Raw genomic sequence first — 14386 nt, 5'->3', positions numbered from 1 at the left:
GAATCCCCCTCCCCGCGTTGAACGTGCGGGGAGAGTATCAACGGCGATCATCGTCGTACTTCCTGTTACTCGGTCACGGGACGGAGCTTCTTAACTTCAGCGTCGCTGGGCAGCACCGTTGCGCCATCGACATATTTGAAGTCGGCCATGGTGCCCTTGCCGCCTTCAAGCGCGATCTTGCCTACGTAAGCCCCCATCGTCGCCTGGTGATCGCTGGCGCGATACATGAACGGACCGAACGGGCTGTCGAGCTTCAAACCTTCGAAGGCGGCGATCAGCTTGTCGGTGTCCGTCGAACCCGCCTTGGCGATACCGGCAGCCAGAGAAGTCATCGTGACATAGCCAACGATCGAACCGAGACGCGGATAGTCGTTGTACTTCTTCTGATAGGCCGTCAGGAACGCCAGGTATTCCGGGGTTTTGATCTTGTCCCAGGGATAGCCCGTGACGATCCAGCCGACCGGTGCTTCTTCCTTCACCGGATCGAGATATTCCGGTTCGCCCGACAGCAGGCTCACCACGGTGCGATCCTTGAACACGCCGCGTGTGGTGCCCTCGCGCACAAGCTTGGAGAAGTCCGCACCGAACAGCACGTTGAAGATCGCGTCCGGCTTGGCATCGTCGATGGCCTGCACAACGGCGCCGGCATCGACCTTGCCGAGCGGCGGCGCCTGCTCGGTGACGAATTCAACGTCCGGCTGCTGTGCCTTCAGCATTTCCTTGAAGGTCGCGACTGCAGCCTGGCCGTATTCGAAGTTCGGATAGACCAGCGCCCAGCGCTTCTTCTTCGCCGCAACCGCGGCCGGCATCAGCATCGCAACCTGCATATAGGTCGTGGCACGCAGGCGGAACGTATACTTGTTGCCGTTCTGCCAGGTGATCTTGTCGGTCAGCGGCTCAGCCGCGAGGAAGAATACTTTCTTCTTGCCGGCGAATTCGGTCACCGCGAGGCCGATATGCGACAGGAACGTTCCCGCGATGATGTTGACGCCTTCGCGCGTCACCAGTTCATCGGCCACGCGCACTGCATCGCCCGGCGTCGAACCATCGTCGCGCGAGATCACTTCAAGCTTCTTGCCGAGCACGCCGCCCTTGGCATTGATCTGTTCGATCGCCAGTTCCCAGCCCTTCTTGTAGGGATCGAGGAACGCGGTCTGCGTCTTGTAACTGTTGAGCTCACCGATCTTGATCGTGTCCTGGGCGCGCGCCGCATGGCCGAACGAGAATGTCAGTGCGCTGGCCAAGGTGCCGACAATCGCGAGTGAGTGAAGGGAACGAGCCGTCATCATGATCGAACTCCGTTGTGATCGACGTTTGCGATAGAAGTGATTCTCGCCGAAGCCTTCGCAAGAAACGGATCGACCGTTCGCCCTTGCGTCGCTTGCAGCCCCGTGTTTGCAACGCGAATTAGTTTGTACGCAAATAGTCCGGCGCACCCTCTTTGTTGTCAAGACCGGTCTTGGTGCAACATGCCTAGCACACCGCTGAAGTTTTGATCATCCGATGTCCGCAGATTGCGTGCGCAACTGCGACGTAATTTCGCAGAGATGCGCGGCGGGGATATTCCGCCGCCGCGCGTCCTGGTTTGACGACTACCGGTCGCGGAAACGGTCCATCAGCGCCTTGTCCTGACCGCCATCGATTTCGATCATGGTGCCGTTCGCCATCTGCACCAGAGGTGACGCGAGCATGACCACGAGGTTTGCAACTTCCTCGACTTCGGCGATACGGCCGAGCGGGATCGAGGCCGGCGCCAGCTTGTCGGCTTCCTCGTAGGAAATCTTCATGTCGCGCGACATGGCGTTGACGAGGCCGGCCCAGCGCTCGGTACGAACCGGGCCCGGATTGACGGCGCAGAACGAGATGTTGTGGCGGCCGTACTGACCTGCGAGCGACAGGGTCATGTTCTGCCCGGCAGCGTTCGCCGCACCCGGCGCGATTTCCCAATAGGATGGCTTGACGCCGTCATTGCCGATCAGGTTGACGACGCGACCGCCGCCCTGCTTGACCATGATCGGCAACGCATAACGGAGGCAGCGCACATAGCCCATGAATTTGAGCTGCAGCGCCTGTTCCCAGTCGGCTTCGGTGAGCGTCTCGATCACGCCGCCCGGCGCCGAGCCTGCATTGTTGATCATCAGGTCGATGCTGCCGAGCTCCTTGGCGGCTTTCTCGACGAAGGTCTTGGCGTCCGCATCCTTGGTCAGGTCGGCGGTGATGGCGACGACCGTCACGCCGTAAGCATTGCGGATTTCTTCAGCCGTTTTCTCCAGCGGCTCCATGCGGCGGGCGCAGATGGCAACATTGACGCCCTCCTTCGCCAGCGTCATGGCGATCGCCTTGCCGATACCTTCGCTGCCGCCGGTGACGAGAGCGCATTTGCCTTTGAGTTGGAGATCCATGTGCGTATCCTTCTTGGGTTGGCAGAAATGGAAATGATAAATTCAGCTTCCCGTAAAGCGCGGGGGTCGTTTCTCGGCAAAAGCCTTGCGGCCTTCGGCGTAGTCGGCGCTGGCGTCAGCCGCAGCATAGAACTGCTCGGCTTCAGCCAGGAGCTCGGCATTGTTCGTACTCAGCGCACGAATGGCAGCCTTGGCCGCCTTGATCGTCAGAGGCGCGTTGCCCGCGATCTTCCTTGCAAGCTCGCCAGCCAGCGTTTCAATCTCAGCCTTCGGTGCGATGACATGCACCGCGCCCAGCGCATGAGCTCGCATGGCAGGCAGGCGATCGGCCGTAAATAGGACTTGCCGCGTCGCACCGGCGCCGAACACGCGGATGAAGCGCGCAATGCCGCGCGGATCGTACCCCAGACCAAGCTTGGCGGCGGGCACTGCAAAGAAGGCATCATCCGCAGCAACGCGCATGTCGCAACTCGCGGCAACGGATGACCCGGCGCCCATGCAGCCGCCATAGATCAACCCAATGGTCGGCTGCGGAATCGCCTCGATGGCCAGACAGGTATTCTCGACCAGATCGTCATAGGCGCGGGCATTGCCCTCGCCACTCCGCGCCGTGGCGAAGTCAGAAATATCCGCGCCGGCCGAGAACATCAGATCGCCCTCGCCGCGGATGACCACAACGCGGATATCCTTGCGGGTGGCCACATTGCCGGCAAAAGTGGCGATCTTGTTCCACATCGCCGTGGAGATCGCGTTACGTCGTGCCGGATTGGCCAGACGCAGCGTCGCGATACCGTCCGCAATATCAATGATGATATCGCCGGGCGTGCTCATCGCTCAAACCGCCGGCTTGTGCGACATCCAGCGACCGGACTCGGCCGCCGGGAAAAGCTCAGCCAGCGCTGCATTGAATGCCGCGGGCTCTTCGCTGGTGATGGTATGACCAGCACGCGGCAATACCAGAAGACCTGCCGTCGGCACCGTGCGTTTGAGGAAGATGCTGGGATCGAGGCACCAATCGTCCTCGTCGCCAACGATGATCAGCAGTGGCGGCGTGAATTTCTCGAGTTGCGGCTTCATCTCCCACAGCATCGGCCGCTTGGCCTGCAGCTCGCGCATGGTCAGCGCATGCCCGACCGGGGAGTGATCCGCCAGCATCCGCGCAAACTCGGCGAAACCACGCGGATCCTTGTTCTTGTGCGTCTGACGCGTTGCACCATCGGCATAGCGCGCTGCAGCAGTCGGAAAGTCGACCGTCTCGAACATCTTGGCAGTCTCGCGCGAGGCTGCACGGCCCTGCTCGACGAAAGCAGGATCAGGGCTGGAGCCATAGCCGCAACTGGCTGCGGTCACCGACAAACAGCGGCCTGGATAGTGAATACCAACATGCAGCGCCGTCGATGCGCCCATGGAATGCCCGACGATATGCGCCTTGTCGATCTTCAACGCATCCATAAGTGCGACGACGTCGTCGCGCGCGATATCCTGGCCATAGCGCGCAGGATCGGTCGGCACGTCCGATGGCGGATAACCACGCTGGCTATAGGTGATGCAACGATAGGAGCGCGAGAAGTAGCGAAGCTGCGGCTCCCAGGTGCGGTAATCTCCCGCATACTCATGGACGAAAACCACAGGACTCCCGGTGCCGACTTCCTCATAATAGAGTTGCGTCCCGTCGGGCGTCGTCACGTGCGGCATTCGTCGCCTCCTGCAGTCAGAGCAGATTTCATTTGCACACAAACGAAATGCTAGTAGCGTTATTTCACGACTGCAAGAGGATTTAGTGGATTCAATTTTGGCATATCATTTGCAAACAAACGAATATCGCAACGCCGCATAAACCGGTCGAAAAGCCACGCGCCACAACGTTTCTTGAGGAGATGTCATGACCGGACTTTCGCGACGCGCCTTCACAATGGGCACGGCTGCTACGCTGATGAGCAGCGCGCTCGCAACAAACTCGCAGGCGCAGGCGCCGACAAAAATCCGCGTGGGTAGTCTGACACTTCCCGTCTTCGCTCCAATCATCGTCAACATCATGAAGGCGCAGAAGTTCGATACCAAGAACGGTTTCGAGGCAGAGGTTCAGGTCTACCCTTCTTTCTCCGCTTACTATGCAGGCCTCGCCACCGGCGAAATCGACACACTGATCGGCGGACCGACCTATTTCCAGAAGCTGCGTCTCGAAGGTGTGCCGCTGCAAATCGTTGCAACAGGTGCGACGCTCGCCGATCTCGTCATTGTCACCAAGGACCCCGCCATCAAGTCGCTCGCCGACCTCAGGGGAAAGCAACTCGCCGCCGACATGGGCAGCGGGCAATTCCAGATTCTATCGATCTACGCGAAATCCAAAAAGATGGATCTCGCCAAGGACATGACACTGGTAAACGCCAACTTCGCCGTGGCGCGTGCACAGCTTGCCGCCGGCCGCGTCGATGCTGCGATGATCATCGAGCCGATTGCCACGATGATGATGAAGGACGATCCGTCGCTGAAGATCATCTTCAACGCCAATGACGGCTGGAAGGAGATCGCTGGTACCACCGGCTGGGAGCTGGTCTATGCCATGCGCGAGGACGCCATCAAGAAGGCCCCTGACGCGCCCAAGAAATTCGTCGCCGCGCTGGCGGACGTCACCAAATATCTGCGCACCGATCCGGATGGTGCCGACAAGATTGCGGTCGAGACTGTCAAACTGCCTCCCGGCATCTTGAAGGAAGCCGTGCTCGCCAAACGCTGGGACTTCGACGCCAAGCCGGCATGGGACGCCACCGAACGCAAGAGCATCTGGGATACGTTCGAGCGCGCCGTCGCCGCCGGCTTCCATCCAAAGCTGCCTGACGAAGCGATCATCTATGCCCCCTGATGAGGCGAGACCTGCCACGCCATTCGAAGAACCCAGGCGTAGCCTGATGATCTCCAGCCTGCCGCGCGAGACGATCATATCGATCGTGCTCTTCGCAGTGGTCTGGCAGGTCATGTCCTATCTCGCGCCATCGCTGGGCATTCCTGCTTTCGCGATCCCAAGCCTTGGCCGTATTGCCGAAAGCCTGACCAAGATCACCCCGCTCGACGTCGCGGTGACGCTGGGTCGCGTGCTGCTGTCGCTAATTGTCTCCTTCGTCATCGGACTGCTGGTGGCAGTGCTGATGTATCTGTCCGAGAGCGTCGAGAAATATCTGCGCCCGATGGTGCGTATCCTGATGGCCGTACCTGTCGTCTCATGGATCCTGTTCGCGGTACTGTGGTTCAAGGGCGTCGAATTCCGCATCGTCTTCGTGCTGGTTGTCGTTTGCGCGCCGGTCTTCACCGTCGATGCCCTCGACAACATGCGTGAAGTCTCGCGCGACCTGAAGCAGATGATCCGCTCCTTCCGGCCGACGCCTTTCCAGTTCTTTCACAAGCTGATGTTGCCGGCGATCACGCCGGGGATCATCACGAGCTGGAAGATCACGCTCAGCCTCGCCATACGCGTCGTGACCATCGCTGAACTCGTCGGCGCAGTCACCGGCATCGGGCATCAGCTATCCGTGGCACAGGAACTATTCTCCGTCGCCGACGTGTTTGCCTGGACGCTGGTGCTGGTCGTCCTGCTTTTTCTCCTTGAGGCTTTACTCGTGCAGCTCGAAACACGTGTCCTGCGGTGGCGAGCATGAGCGGACTTTCAGCACCCATCGAGATCGCGCAACTGCGCAAGGTGTTTCGCCAGACGACCTCGGGCCAATCAATCGTCGCTATCGACCAACTCACGCTGCGCATCGAACCCGGCGAGCTCGTCGCCATCGTCGGAAAGACCGGTTGCGGAAAATCGACCCTGTTCGATCTCTTGATCGGGCTAGAACATCCCACCGCCGGCAGCATCACCATTGGCACCAAGACGCCTTATGACGACTTCAATGCCTTTCGCGGCAAGATCGCGACGATCTTCCAGCAGGACCGGCTGTTTCCGTGGCGCTCCGCACTCGACAACGTCAAGCTGCCGCTCGAACTGATCGGCGTGGCCGAAGACATTCAGCAGGAACGCGCGATGACTTGGCTGAAACGGCTCGGTCTGGAGAAATTCGCCAATGCCTATCCGCGCGAACTCTCGGGCGGCATGCGCCAGCGCGTGGCGATTGCACGCGCCTTTGCCGTACAGCCGGAAATTCTGCTGGCGGATGAATCCTTCAGTGCGCTCGATGAAGTGACGGCGAACGATCTGCGCAAGACGTTCGTCGAACTGGCACGGGAGTTTAAATCGACGGCGATCCTGATCACGCATCAGCTCGAAGAAGCCATGGCCGTGGGCGACCGCATCGTGGTGTTCGGCACGTCCGCGACATTGCTCGCCGATATCAGGATGGCGGACTGGGACCGCGCGGATTACCCCCTGCTCCGCGAAGGCATCCAGAATACGCTGCAGGCAAACGCGCCCGATCCGAGATTGAAACGCTAGACAACGATCCACCGACCTCTCCACGTCATGCCCGGGCCTGTCCCGGGCATGACGGAGTGTGTCGTAGCTACCTCACCCCATAATCGCCTTCGCCGCGTTCCCCATGGCCTCCACCGAAGCATCGCCGGTATCCGCGAAGCACAGAATGCGGCACGGGCATGACTCAAGCCCGTCATAGCGCCAGGGGAATGCGCCGATCAGGCAGCGCTGGTTCAGCATCAGCTCGATGTCGCCGCCGATATTCTCGGCATGCAACAGGCCTTCCTGGAATGCGTAATTGTGGAACGGGAACATGTCGGCAGAGACATGCCGGCCCGAGAGCTTGTGCGTGTATTCGAAAGTGCCGAAGAACTCAGCCGGCGTCTTGCCGTGTTTCTTGGTGAATTGCGCAGCGATGTCCGGACGCATATTGCGGATCGAGGTGTTCATGGAGTGATCGCAGGACCCGGTATCCATGCCGAACCATTTGATCTTCTTCTCGAGCATCCAGTGCAGCGTGTCGAGGTTCGGACCGGGGTGATAGCAGAAGTATTTCACCAGATCCTGCTGCGCCTGCCCTTCGTAATATTTGTGCCAGCCGGTGTGCAGGATCAGGATGTCACCCTCGCGGATGTCGGCACCCGAGCTCTCGATAATCTCCGGCGTGATCACCGCCCAGTCATGCATCTTGCTGGAGATATCGACGACGACGCCGCGATTGAACAGATAGTCCAGTGGCAGCGAGGCCATGTCGCCCTTGCGCCCGTCGGTGGCGTGCATCGCGCCGTCGAAATGGGTGCCGGCATGCAGCGCCGTCTCGATCCGCTGCGCCACGATCATCTGCGTCTGCAGGTTCTGGGCATAATACATCTTGTTGCCGGCATAGCCGACCCAGCCGGGCGTGTGGATGTTCATGACGTGGGAGAGATCGACGACTTTCATGGTGCTGTCCTTCATCGTTTCGGGGCGCCCACCGGCAGGTGGAAATCGTAAGCATGCAAACAATTCTGCGCAATGCCCGCAGATGCAGGATCAGGGCCAGAAACAGACCGACAAACGCCGGGCTGCCACGACAATCCTCGATTGTGAAAGCGCCGTTCAGCGCTTGCGTTGACATCGATAAACCCGGCGGATACGCCAATTTAATGAACTGCTGCAAAGACAGCGTCAGCGATGCGGCCACTGCCGTTTCGGTGCAGGTGCCACGATCAGGCACGTTACCAGGAGTGGCGTTGCCATGATGGATTTCGCCACCCGGGTCCACAATCACAACTACCGGCTCGATCCGATCATCCGGTCATTGCTGGACACCGACTTCTACAAATTCCTGATGCACCAGTTCATCTGGATGCTCTATCCGAAGGTGCCCGTAACCTTCGGCCTGATCAACCGGACCAAGACCGTCCGGCTCGCCGAGATCATTCCGGAAGCGGTGCTGCGCGCCCAGCTCGATCATGCCCGCACGCTCTCATTCCGCGAGAACGAACTGATCTGGCTGGCGGGTAACCGCTTCTATGGCCGCCGCGACATCTTCCGTCCGGAATATATCGAATATCTGCGCAGCTTCAGGTTGCCTGACTACAAGCTTGAGACCATCGATGGTCAATATGTCCTGACTTTCGAAGGCTCCTGGGCCGAAGTCACCATGTGGGAAATCTATGCACTCGCCATCGTCAGCGAGCTGCGCTCGCGGATTGCGATGTCCACCCTCGACAAATTCGAGCTCGACATTCTCTACGCCCAGACCAAGACCAAGATCTGGAACAAGATCAAGAAGCTCAAGTCCCATCCCGACCTCAGACTTGCGGAATTCGGCACGAGACGCCGTCACGGCTATCTGTGGCAGGAATGGGTGACGGATGCGATGGCCAATGAGCTTGGCCGCAGCTTCGTCGGCACCTCCAACGCCCTGCTCGCGTTCAAGCATTCATTCGAGGCCATCGGCACCAATTCGCATGAACTGCCGATGGTGTTCGCCTGCCTCGCCGAGAACGACGAGGCGCTCAAATCCGCGCAATACGATGTGTTGGCAAAATGGCAGGAGGTCTATGACGGCGAGCTCCTGATCATCCTGCCCGACACCTTCGGCATGACGCAGTTCCTGCGCGATGCGCCGCCCTGGGCCTCGAAATGGACCGGTATGCGCATGGACAGCAAGGAGCCGGTTGCGGCAGGCGAAGAGATGATCGCCTGGTACGCCATGCGCGGCGAAGACCCGCGCAAAAAACGCGCGATGTTCAGCGACGGGCTCGAAGTCGATCTGATGATCGATCTGCATCAGCGCTTTCGCGGCCGTATTCGCGAGAGCTTCGGCTGGGGCACCATGGCCACCAACGACTTCCGCGGCGCCCATCCGCGCGGGCTCGACTCGCTCGACCCGATCAGCCTGGTCTGCAAGGTCACCTATGCCAACGGCCGCTCGGCCGTGAAGCTGTCGGACAATCCGGCCAAGACCACCGGGAGCAGCCCTGCAGAGATCGAACGCTATCTGCGTATCTTCGGCCGTGAGGGCGTCGCCGAACAGCCCGTGATCGTTTAATCCAAAACTACAAACGCAAAAAAGCGCCGCCCGGTTTCCCGAGCGGCGCTTCGTTTTTGATCTAGAAAGCGCTGCTTACAGCAAGCCTGCTCCGCGCGCCCACTTGTACTTAGCGCCGAGCACTTCCACCGGAAGCTCCGTCGAATAGGCATAGGCCGGAATGCCGTTCAGGTAGAGATATTCGGCGGCTTCCTCGACCTCGATGTCACCCGCGAGCGACGCGACCATCGGCTTCTCGATGCCCTTGGCCTTCATCGCATTCTTGATCTCGACCATGTTCTTGGCGAACACCATCGGCGGCGTCACGATCGTGTGCCAGTAGCCGAGGATCAGCGAGTGGATGCGCTCATCTTCGAGACCAAGCTTCACGGTGTTGACGTAGGTGATCGGCGGTTCGCCACCGGTGATGTCGACCGGATTGCCAGCCGCGCCGAACGGCGGGATGAACTTGCGGAACGCCGCATCGAGATCCGGCGGCATCGCCATCAGCGACAAGCCGTTATCGACCACCGCATCCGACAGCAGCACGCCCGAACCACCGGCACCGGTGATGATCAGAACGTTCTCGCCCTTCGGCGTCGGCAGCACAGGGATGCCACGCGCGAATTCGAGGAGCTGACGCAGCGAACGTGCACGAATGACGCCGGACTGCTTCAGCACGTCCTCATAGATCTTGTCATTGCCGGCGAGCGCGCCGGTATGCGACGAGGCCGCCTTGGCGCCGGCCGATGTGCGGCCCGCCTTGAGGACGACGACCGGCTTCTTCTTGGAGACGCGCTTGGCGGCTTCCGCGAAGGCACGACCATCCTTCAGATCTTCGCAGTGCTGCGCGATGATCGTGGTGTTCGGATCCTGTTCGAAGAAGGCGAGCAGATCGTCCTCGTCGATATCCGACTTGTTGCCGAGACCAACGATGGCCGACACGCCCATCTTGGCCGAGCGCGAGAAGCCGATGATCGCCATGCCGATACCACCGGACTGCGACGATAGTGCCGCCGAACCCTTCACATCGTAAGCGGTACAGAACGTCGCGCAGAGATTGGCCGGCGTATAGTAGAAGCCATAGATGTTCGGCCCCATCAGGCGGACATCGTATTTCTTGCCGATGGCGACAATTTCTTCCTGCAGTTCAGGCTCGTTGGCTTCGGCGAAACCCGACGGGATCAGCACCGCGCCCGGAATTTTCTTCTCGCCGCATTCGGTCAGCGCACCGGCTACGAACTTGGCGGGGATCGCGAACACCGCCGTGTCGATCACGCCCGGGACATCCTTGACACTCTTATAGGCCTTGCGGCCCATAATCTCGTCGGCCTTCGGATGGATCGGATAAATCTCGCCCTTGTAGCCGCCGTTGATGAGATTCTTCATCACGGAGTTGCCGATCTTCCCGTCTTCGGCAGAGGCGCCGATTACGGCAACGGCTTTCGGCATCATGATGCGGTTCATGGCCGCAACGATCTCTTCCTTGGCGCGCGGTGCCGGCTTCGGCTTGTAGTCGAAATCGACGACGATGCGCACGTCGGCGGCGATCGCATCCTTCTTGGTCGCGAAGACCGGATTAAGGTCGAGCTCGACCATTTCAGGGAAATCGCTGACGAGCTGCGACACCTTGACGATGATGTCGGCCAGCGCTTCACGATTGGCAGGATCGCCGCCACGTACGCCATGCAGCATCTCGGCGGCCTGGATGCCGTCGAGCATCGACAACGCATCCTCGTTGGTCGCGGGGGCGAGACGGAAGGTGACATCCTTCAGCACTTCGACGAGCACGCCGCCGAGACCGAACGCCACCAGCTTGCCGAACGAACCGTCGGTGATCGAGCCGATGATCACTTCGGTGCCGCCCATCAGCATCTGCTGAACCTGGATGCCCTCTATCTTGGCATCGGCCTTGTACTTCTTGGCATTGGCCAGAATGGTGTCATAGGCTTTCTGCGCGTCTTCGGCGGTCTTGACGCCAACGATGACGCCGCCAGCTTCGGTCTTGTGGAGAATGTCCGGCGAGACGATCTTCATCACGACCGGGAAGCCCATGCCGCTTGCCATCTTGGCAGCGTCGGCGGCTGAGGTGGCCACACCTTCCTTCGGCACGGGAATGCCGTATGCGTCGCAGACCAGCTTGCCTTCGGGGGCGGTCAGGCTGGTGCGCTTGTCGGCTTTGACCGCATCGAGAACTTTGCGGACGGCCTGTTTCGCCGATGGTGTTGCTTCTTTGACGGCAAGATTCGATTGAGACATGGCTTCCTCCTTCACGTCTTTTCCAATAGACGGATTGATGGCATTTGGTATGCCAGAAACTTGATTGTCAAGGCGCGTTGCAGCGCAAAATTGCTGAAATAGCTGTCATCTTGACATGCTGGCATCTGGTATGCCAAAAATTCTTGACGTTATTTCTGTGGTAGGACATCTCGACTGGAGATGATTCATGCCCACGCGAAAACAAACCAAGGCGCCGTCCGTCATGTCTGAAGCCGATATTGCGATCGTTCGGATTGCACCGGAGACCAGCTTCAAGACCAAGGCTTATGAAGCCTTGAAAGAAGCCATTTTGAAGATGGACATCTACACCTCGGCCGATCCGGTGATGCTCGACGAGCGCGCTCTGTCGGAACGGCTTGGTGTCAGCCGCACACCTATCCGCGAAGCCATTGCGATGCTGGAGCAGGATGGCTTCGTAAAGACTGTGCCACGCCGCGGCATCGTCGTTGTCAGAAAGACCAAGACCGAGATCGTCGACATGATCCGCGCCTGGGCGGCGCTGGAAAGCATGGCCGCCCGTCTGATCACCACCACGGCGCGCAAGAAAGATATCTCGGCGCTGCGCGACTTCTTCAAGGACTTCAACAAGGACCGTCTGCCGCAGGACCACGTTGAGGAATATTCGAAGGCGAATATCGCTTTCCACCAGGCACTGATCTCGCTCAGCGAGTCGCCGGTGCTGGTCGACATGACCAACGATATTCTGCTGCACGTGCGCGGCTATCGTCAGCTGACGATCGGACGCACCGACCGTACCGCGACGTCCCTGCCCGAGCATCTGGCCATCATCGAAGCGCTCGAGGAGCGCAACACCGAACTCGCGGAAAAGCGCGCACGCGATCACACGCTGGGTCTGGCGTCTTATGTCGAAGCCCACGGCCAGGAATTGTTTACGTAAGCGCCGTCTCGCGACGGTTCATCACTCTGCACCACGTCTAATTGAGCAACGACCAACAGTCACAAGAAAAGTCAGGGAGAGCGGAATGTCCGCAGTAGTCCACAGCATCGATACCAACGCAGCCGCCGAGCAGGAACTGACCGATGGCTTCCATCTGATCATCGATGCTCTCAAGCTCAACGGTCTCAACACGATCTATGGCGTACCCGGTATTCCGATTACCGACTTCGGCCGCATGGCGCAGGCCGAAGGCATTCGCGTGCTCTCGTTCCGTCACGAACAGGCCGCCGGCTATGCCGCGTCCATCGCTGGCTATCTCACCAAGAAGCCCGGCGTCTGCCTGACCGTATCGGCCCCCGGCTTCCTCAACGGCCTCACCGCGCTCGCCCACGCCACCACCAACTGCTTCCCGATGATCCTGATCTCCGGCTCGTCGGAGCGCGAGATCGTCGACCTTCAGCAGGGCGACTACGAAGAAATGGATCAACTCGCGATCGCCAAGCCGCTGTGCAAGGCCGCGTTCCGCGTGCTGCACGCGCAGGACATCGGTATCGGCCTCGCGCGCGCCATCCGCGCCGCGGTGTCCGGCCGTCCCGGCGGCGTCTATCTCGATCTGCCGGCCAAGCTGTTCGGTCAGGTGATGAATGCCGATGCGGGCAAGAAGTCGCTCGTGAAGGTGATCGACGCCGCGCCGGCGCAGATCCCTGCCCCGGATTCGATCAAGCGCGCACTCGACGTGCTGAAGTCGGCGAAGAAGCCACTGATCATCCTCGGCAAGGGCGCCGCCTATGCGCAGGCCGACGATGCCGTGAAGGCACTCGTCGAGACATCCGGCATTCCGTTCCTGCCCATGAGCATGGCCAAGGGTCTCCTGCCCGACACGCATCCGCAGTGTGCGGGCGCTGCGCGCTCCACCGTGCTGAAGGACTCGGACGTCGTCATGCTGATCGGCGCACGCCTCAACTGGCTGCTGTCGCACGGCAAGGGCAAGGCCTGGGGCAGCGCACCCAAGAAGTTCATCCAGATCGACATCGAGCCGAAGGAAATGGATTCCAACGTCGAGATCGTCGCGCCTGTCGTTGGCGATATCGGCTCCTGCGTCGCGGCTTTGCTCGATGGCATGGGCAAGAGCTGGCAGAAGGCATCGTCCGACTGGACATCCGCCGTCACCACGAAGCGCGACGAGAACGTCGCGAAGATGGCGCCGAAGCTGATGAACAACAACTCGCCGATGGACTATCACGGCGCGCTCGGCGTCCTCCGCACCATCATTGCCGAGCGGCCCGACGCGATGCTCGTCAATGAAGGCGCCAACACCCTCGATCTCGCCCGCGGCATCGTCGACATGTATCAGCCGCGCAAGCGCATCGATGTCGGCACCTGGGGCATCATGGGCATCGGCATGGGCTACTGCATCGCCGCCGCCGTCGAGACCGGCAAGCCGGTGCTGGCGATCGAAGGCGACAGCGCATTTGGCTTTAGCGGCATGGAGGTCGAGACGATCTGCCGCTACAATCTGCCGGTCTGCATCGTCGTCTTCAACAATGACGGCATCTATCGCGGCACCGACGTCAATCCGACCGGCGGCCCGGACGTGGCGCCCACCGTCTTCGTCAAGGGCTCGCGCTACGACAAGATGATGGAAGCATTCGGCGGCGTTGGCATCAACGCGACCTCGCCCGACGAACTCAAGCGTGCCGTCAATGCGGCGATGGATTCCGGCAAGCCGACGCTCATCAATGCGGTGATTGATCCGGCGGCCGGCAGCGAGAGCGGCCGTATCGGCAACCTCAATCCGCAGAGCGTGCTCAGCAAGAAGAAATAAAGCGATCCGGCGGGGTCAGACGATCCCGCCACCCTTTCAATGGCCGAAGCGG

Annotated in this window: 12 protein-coding genes; 6 read left to right on the top strand and 6 right to left on the bottom strand. The window is 60.2% G+C overall.

Going from position 1 to position 14386, the window contains the following annotated elements; all coding sequences use genetic code 11:
- Positions 1-65: 65 nt before the first annotated feature.
- From AB8A27_RS07560 to AB8A27_RS07545, 4 genes are all read right to left on the bottom strand, one after another.
- The gene (locus AB8A27_RS07560) at positions 66-1286 is read right to left on the bottom strand and encodes an ABC transporter substrate-binding protein (RefSeq protein ID WP_441244849.1); all 1221 of its coding nucleotides are present in this window, start codon (positions 1284-1286) and stop codon (positions 66-68) included.
- 306 nt (positions 1287-1592) lie between these two features.
- Positions 1593-2402, bottom strand: a complete 810-nt coding sequence (locus AB8A27_RS07555; protein WP_441241389.1) for an SDR family NAD(P)-dependent oxidoreductase — start codon at positions 2400-2402, stop codon at positions 1593-1595.
- 42 nt (positions 2403-2444) lie between these two features.
- Positions 2445-3233: an enoyl-CoA hydratase-related protein gene (locus AB8A27_RS07550; RefSeq protein ID WP_441241388.1), complete on the bottom strand. Its 789-nt coding sequence runs from the start codon at positions 3231-3233 to the stop codon at positions 2445-2447.
- A gap of 3 nt (positions 3234-3236) precedes the next feature.
- Positions 3237-4097 carry an alpha/beta fold hydrolase gene (locus tag AB8A27_RS07545; RefSeq protein WP_441241387.1) on the bottom strand — a complete coding sequence of 287 codons (861 nt, stop codon included), beginning with the start codon at positions 4095-4097 and terminating at the stop codon, positions 3237-3239.
- Positions 4098-4284: 187 nt separating this feature from the next.
- On the opposite strand from AB8A27_RS07545, the gene AB8A27_RS07540 reads away from it, so the two are divergent.
- The 3 genes from AB8A27_RS07540 to AB8A27_RS07530 are packed head-to-tail and all read left to right on the top strand — an operon-like array spanning position 4285 to position 6834.
- A complete protein-coding gene (locus tag AB8A27_RS07540; protein WP_441241386.1) occupies positions 4285-5265 on the top strand; it encodes an ABC transporter substrate-binding protein in 981 nt (326 codons plus the stop codon).
- A gap of 46 nt (positions 5266-5311) precedes the next feature.
- On the top strand, positions 5312-6055 hold the full coding sequence (locus AB8A27_RS07535) for an ABC transporter permease (protein ID WP_441241385.1): 744 nt from the start codon (positions 5312-5314) through the stop codon (positions 6053-6055).
- Positions 6052-6834 carry an ABC transporter ATP-binding protein gene (locus AB8A27_RS07530; protein WP_441241384.1) on the top strand — a complete coding sequence of 261 codons (783 nt, stop codon included), beginning with the start codon at positions 6052-6054 and terminating at the stop codon, positions 6832-6834. Before AB8A27_RS07535 ends, AB8A27_RS07530 begins: the two co-directional genes overlap by 4 nt.
- Before the next feature lie 72 nt (positions 6835-6906).
- Here the strand turns inward: AB8A27_RS07530 and AB8A27_RS07525 are convergent, their stop codons facing one another.
- Positions 6907-7755, bottom strand: coding sequence for a cyclase family protein (locus tag AB8A27_RS07525; protein ID WP_158550499.1), 849 nt, complete (start codon positions 7753-7755; stop codon positions 6907-6909).
- A 295-nt stretch (positions 7756-8050) separates the two neighbouring features.
- Between AB8A27_RS07525 and pncB the strand changes: the two genes are divergently transcribed.
- Positions 8051-9352, top strand: coding sequence for a nicotinate phosphoribosyltransferase (gene pncB / locus AB8A27_RS07520; RefSeq protein WP_441241383.1), 1302 nt, complete (start codon positions 8051-8053; stop codon positions 9350-9352).
- Between the two features lie 75 nt (positions 9353-9427).
- Here the strand turns inward: pncB and AB8A27_RS07515 are convergent, their stop codons facing one another.
- The gene (locus AB8A27_RS07515; protein WP_092151640.1) at positions 9428-11590 is read right to left on the bottom strand and encodes an acetate--CoA ligase family protein; all 2163 of its coding nucleotides are present in this window, start codon (positions 11588-11590) and stop codon (positions 9428-9430) included.
- A 187-nt stretch (positions 11591-11777) separates the two neighbouring features.
- Between AB8A27_RS07515 and AB8A27_RS07510 the strand changes: the two genes are divergently transcribed.
- Positions 11778-12509 (top strand): GntR family transcriptional regulator, encoded by a 732-nt coding sequence (locus AB8A27_RS07510; RefSeq protein WP_441241382.1) that lies wholly within the window; start codon positions 11778-11780, stop codon positions 12507-12509.
- An 85-nt stretch (positions 12510-12594) separates the two neighbouring features.
- A complete protein-coding gene (gene oxc, locus AB8A27_RS07505; RefSeq protein ID WP_441241381.1) occupies positions 12595-14334 on the top strand; it encodes an oxalyl-CoA decarboxylase in 1740 nt (579 codons plus the stop codon).
- Positions 14335-14386: the final 52 nt, after the last annotated feature.

It is taken from the genome of Tardiphaga sp. 768_D3_N2_1 (genome assembly GCF_052076105.1).
Lineage (GTDB): Bacteria > Pseudomonadota > Alphaproteobacteria > Rhizobiales > Xanthobacteraceae > Tardiphaga.
Note: the sequence above shows the minus strand (reverse complement) of the source record. Positions and strands in the feature narration are given on the sequence as shown.

What these genes read in the sequence shown, in the direction of transcription:
- AB8A27_RS07560 (WP_441244849.1), bottom strand. Translation starts at nt 1,286, where the DNA reads ATGACGGCTCGTTCCCTTCACTCACTCGCGATTGTCGGCACCTTGGCC.
- AB8A27_RS07555 (WP_441241389.1), bottom strand. Translation starts at nt 2,402, where the DNA reads ATGGATCTCCAACTCAAAGGCAAATGCGCTCTCGTCACCGGCGGCAGC.
- AB8A27_RS07550 (WP_441241388.1), bottom strand. Translation starts at nt 3,233, where the DNA reads ATGAGCACGCCCGGCGATATCATCATTGATATTGCGGACGGTATCGCG.
- AB8A27_RS07545 (WP_441241387.1), bottom strand. Translation starts at nt 4,097, where the DNA reads ATGCCGCACGTGACGACGCCCGACGGGACGCAACTCTATTATGAGGAA.
- AB8A27_RS07540 (WP_441241386.1), top strand. Translation starts at nt 4,285, where the DNA reads ATGACCGGACTTTCGCGACGCGCCTTCACAATGGGCACGGCTGCTACG.
- AB8A27_RS07535 (WP_441241385.1), top strand. Translation starts at nt 5,312, where the DNA reads ATGATCTCCAGCCTGCCGCGCGAGACGATCATATCGATCGTGCTCTTC.
- AB8A27_RS07530 (WP_441241384.1), top strand. Translation starts at nt 6,052, where the DNA reads ATGAGCGGACTTTCAGCACCCATCGAGATCGCGCAACTGCGCAAGGTG.
- AB8A27_RS07525 (WP_158550499.1), bottom strand. Translation starts at nt 7,755, where the DNA reads ATGAAAGTCGTCGATCTCTCCCACGTCATGAACATCCACACGCCCGGC.
- pncB (WP_441241383.1), top strand. Translation starts at nt 8,051, where the DNA reads ATGATGGATTTCGCCACCCGGGTCCACAATCACAACTACCGGCTCGAT.
- AB8A27_RS07515 (WP_092151640.1), bottom strand. Translation starts at nt 11,590, where the DNA reads ATGTCTCAATCGAATCTTGCCGTCAAAGAAGCAACACCATCGGCGAAA.
- AB8A27_RS07510 (WP_441241382.1), top strand. Translation starts at nt 11,778, where the DNA reads ATGCCCACGCGAAAACAAACCAAGGCGCCGTCCGTCATGTCTGAAGCC.
- oxc (WP_441241381.1), top strand. Translation starts at nt 12,595, where the DNA reads ATGTCCGCAGTAGTCCACAGCATCGATACCAACGCAGCCGCCGAGCAG.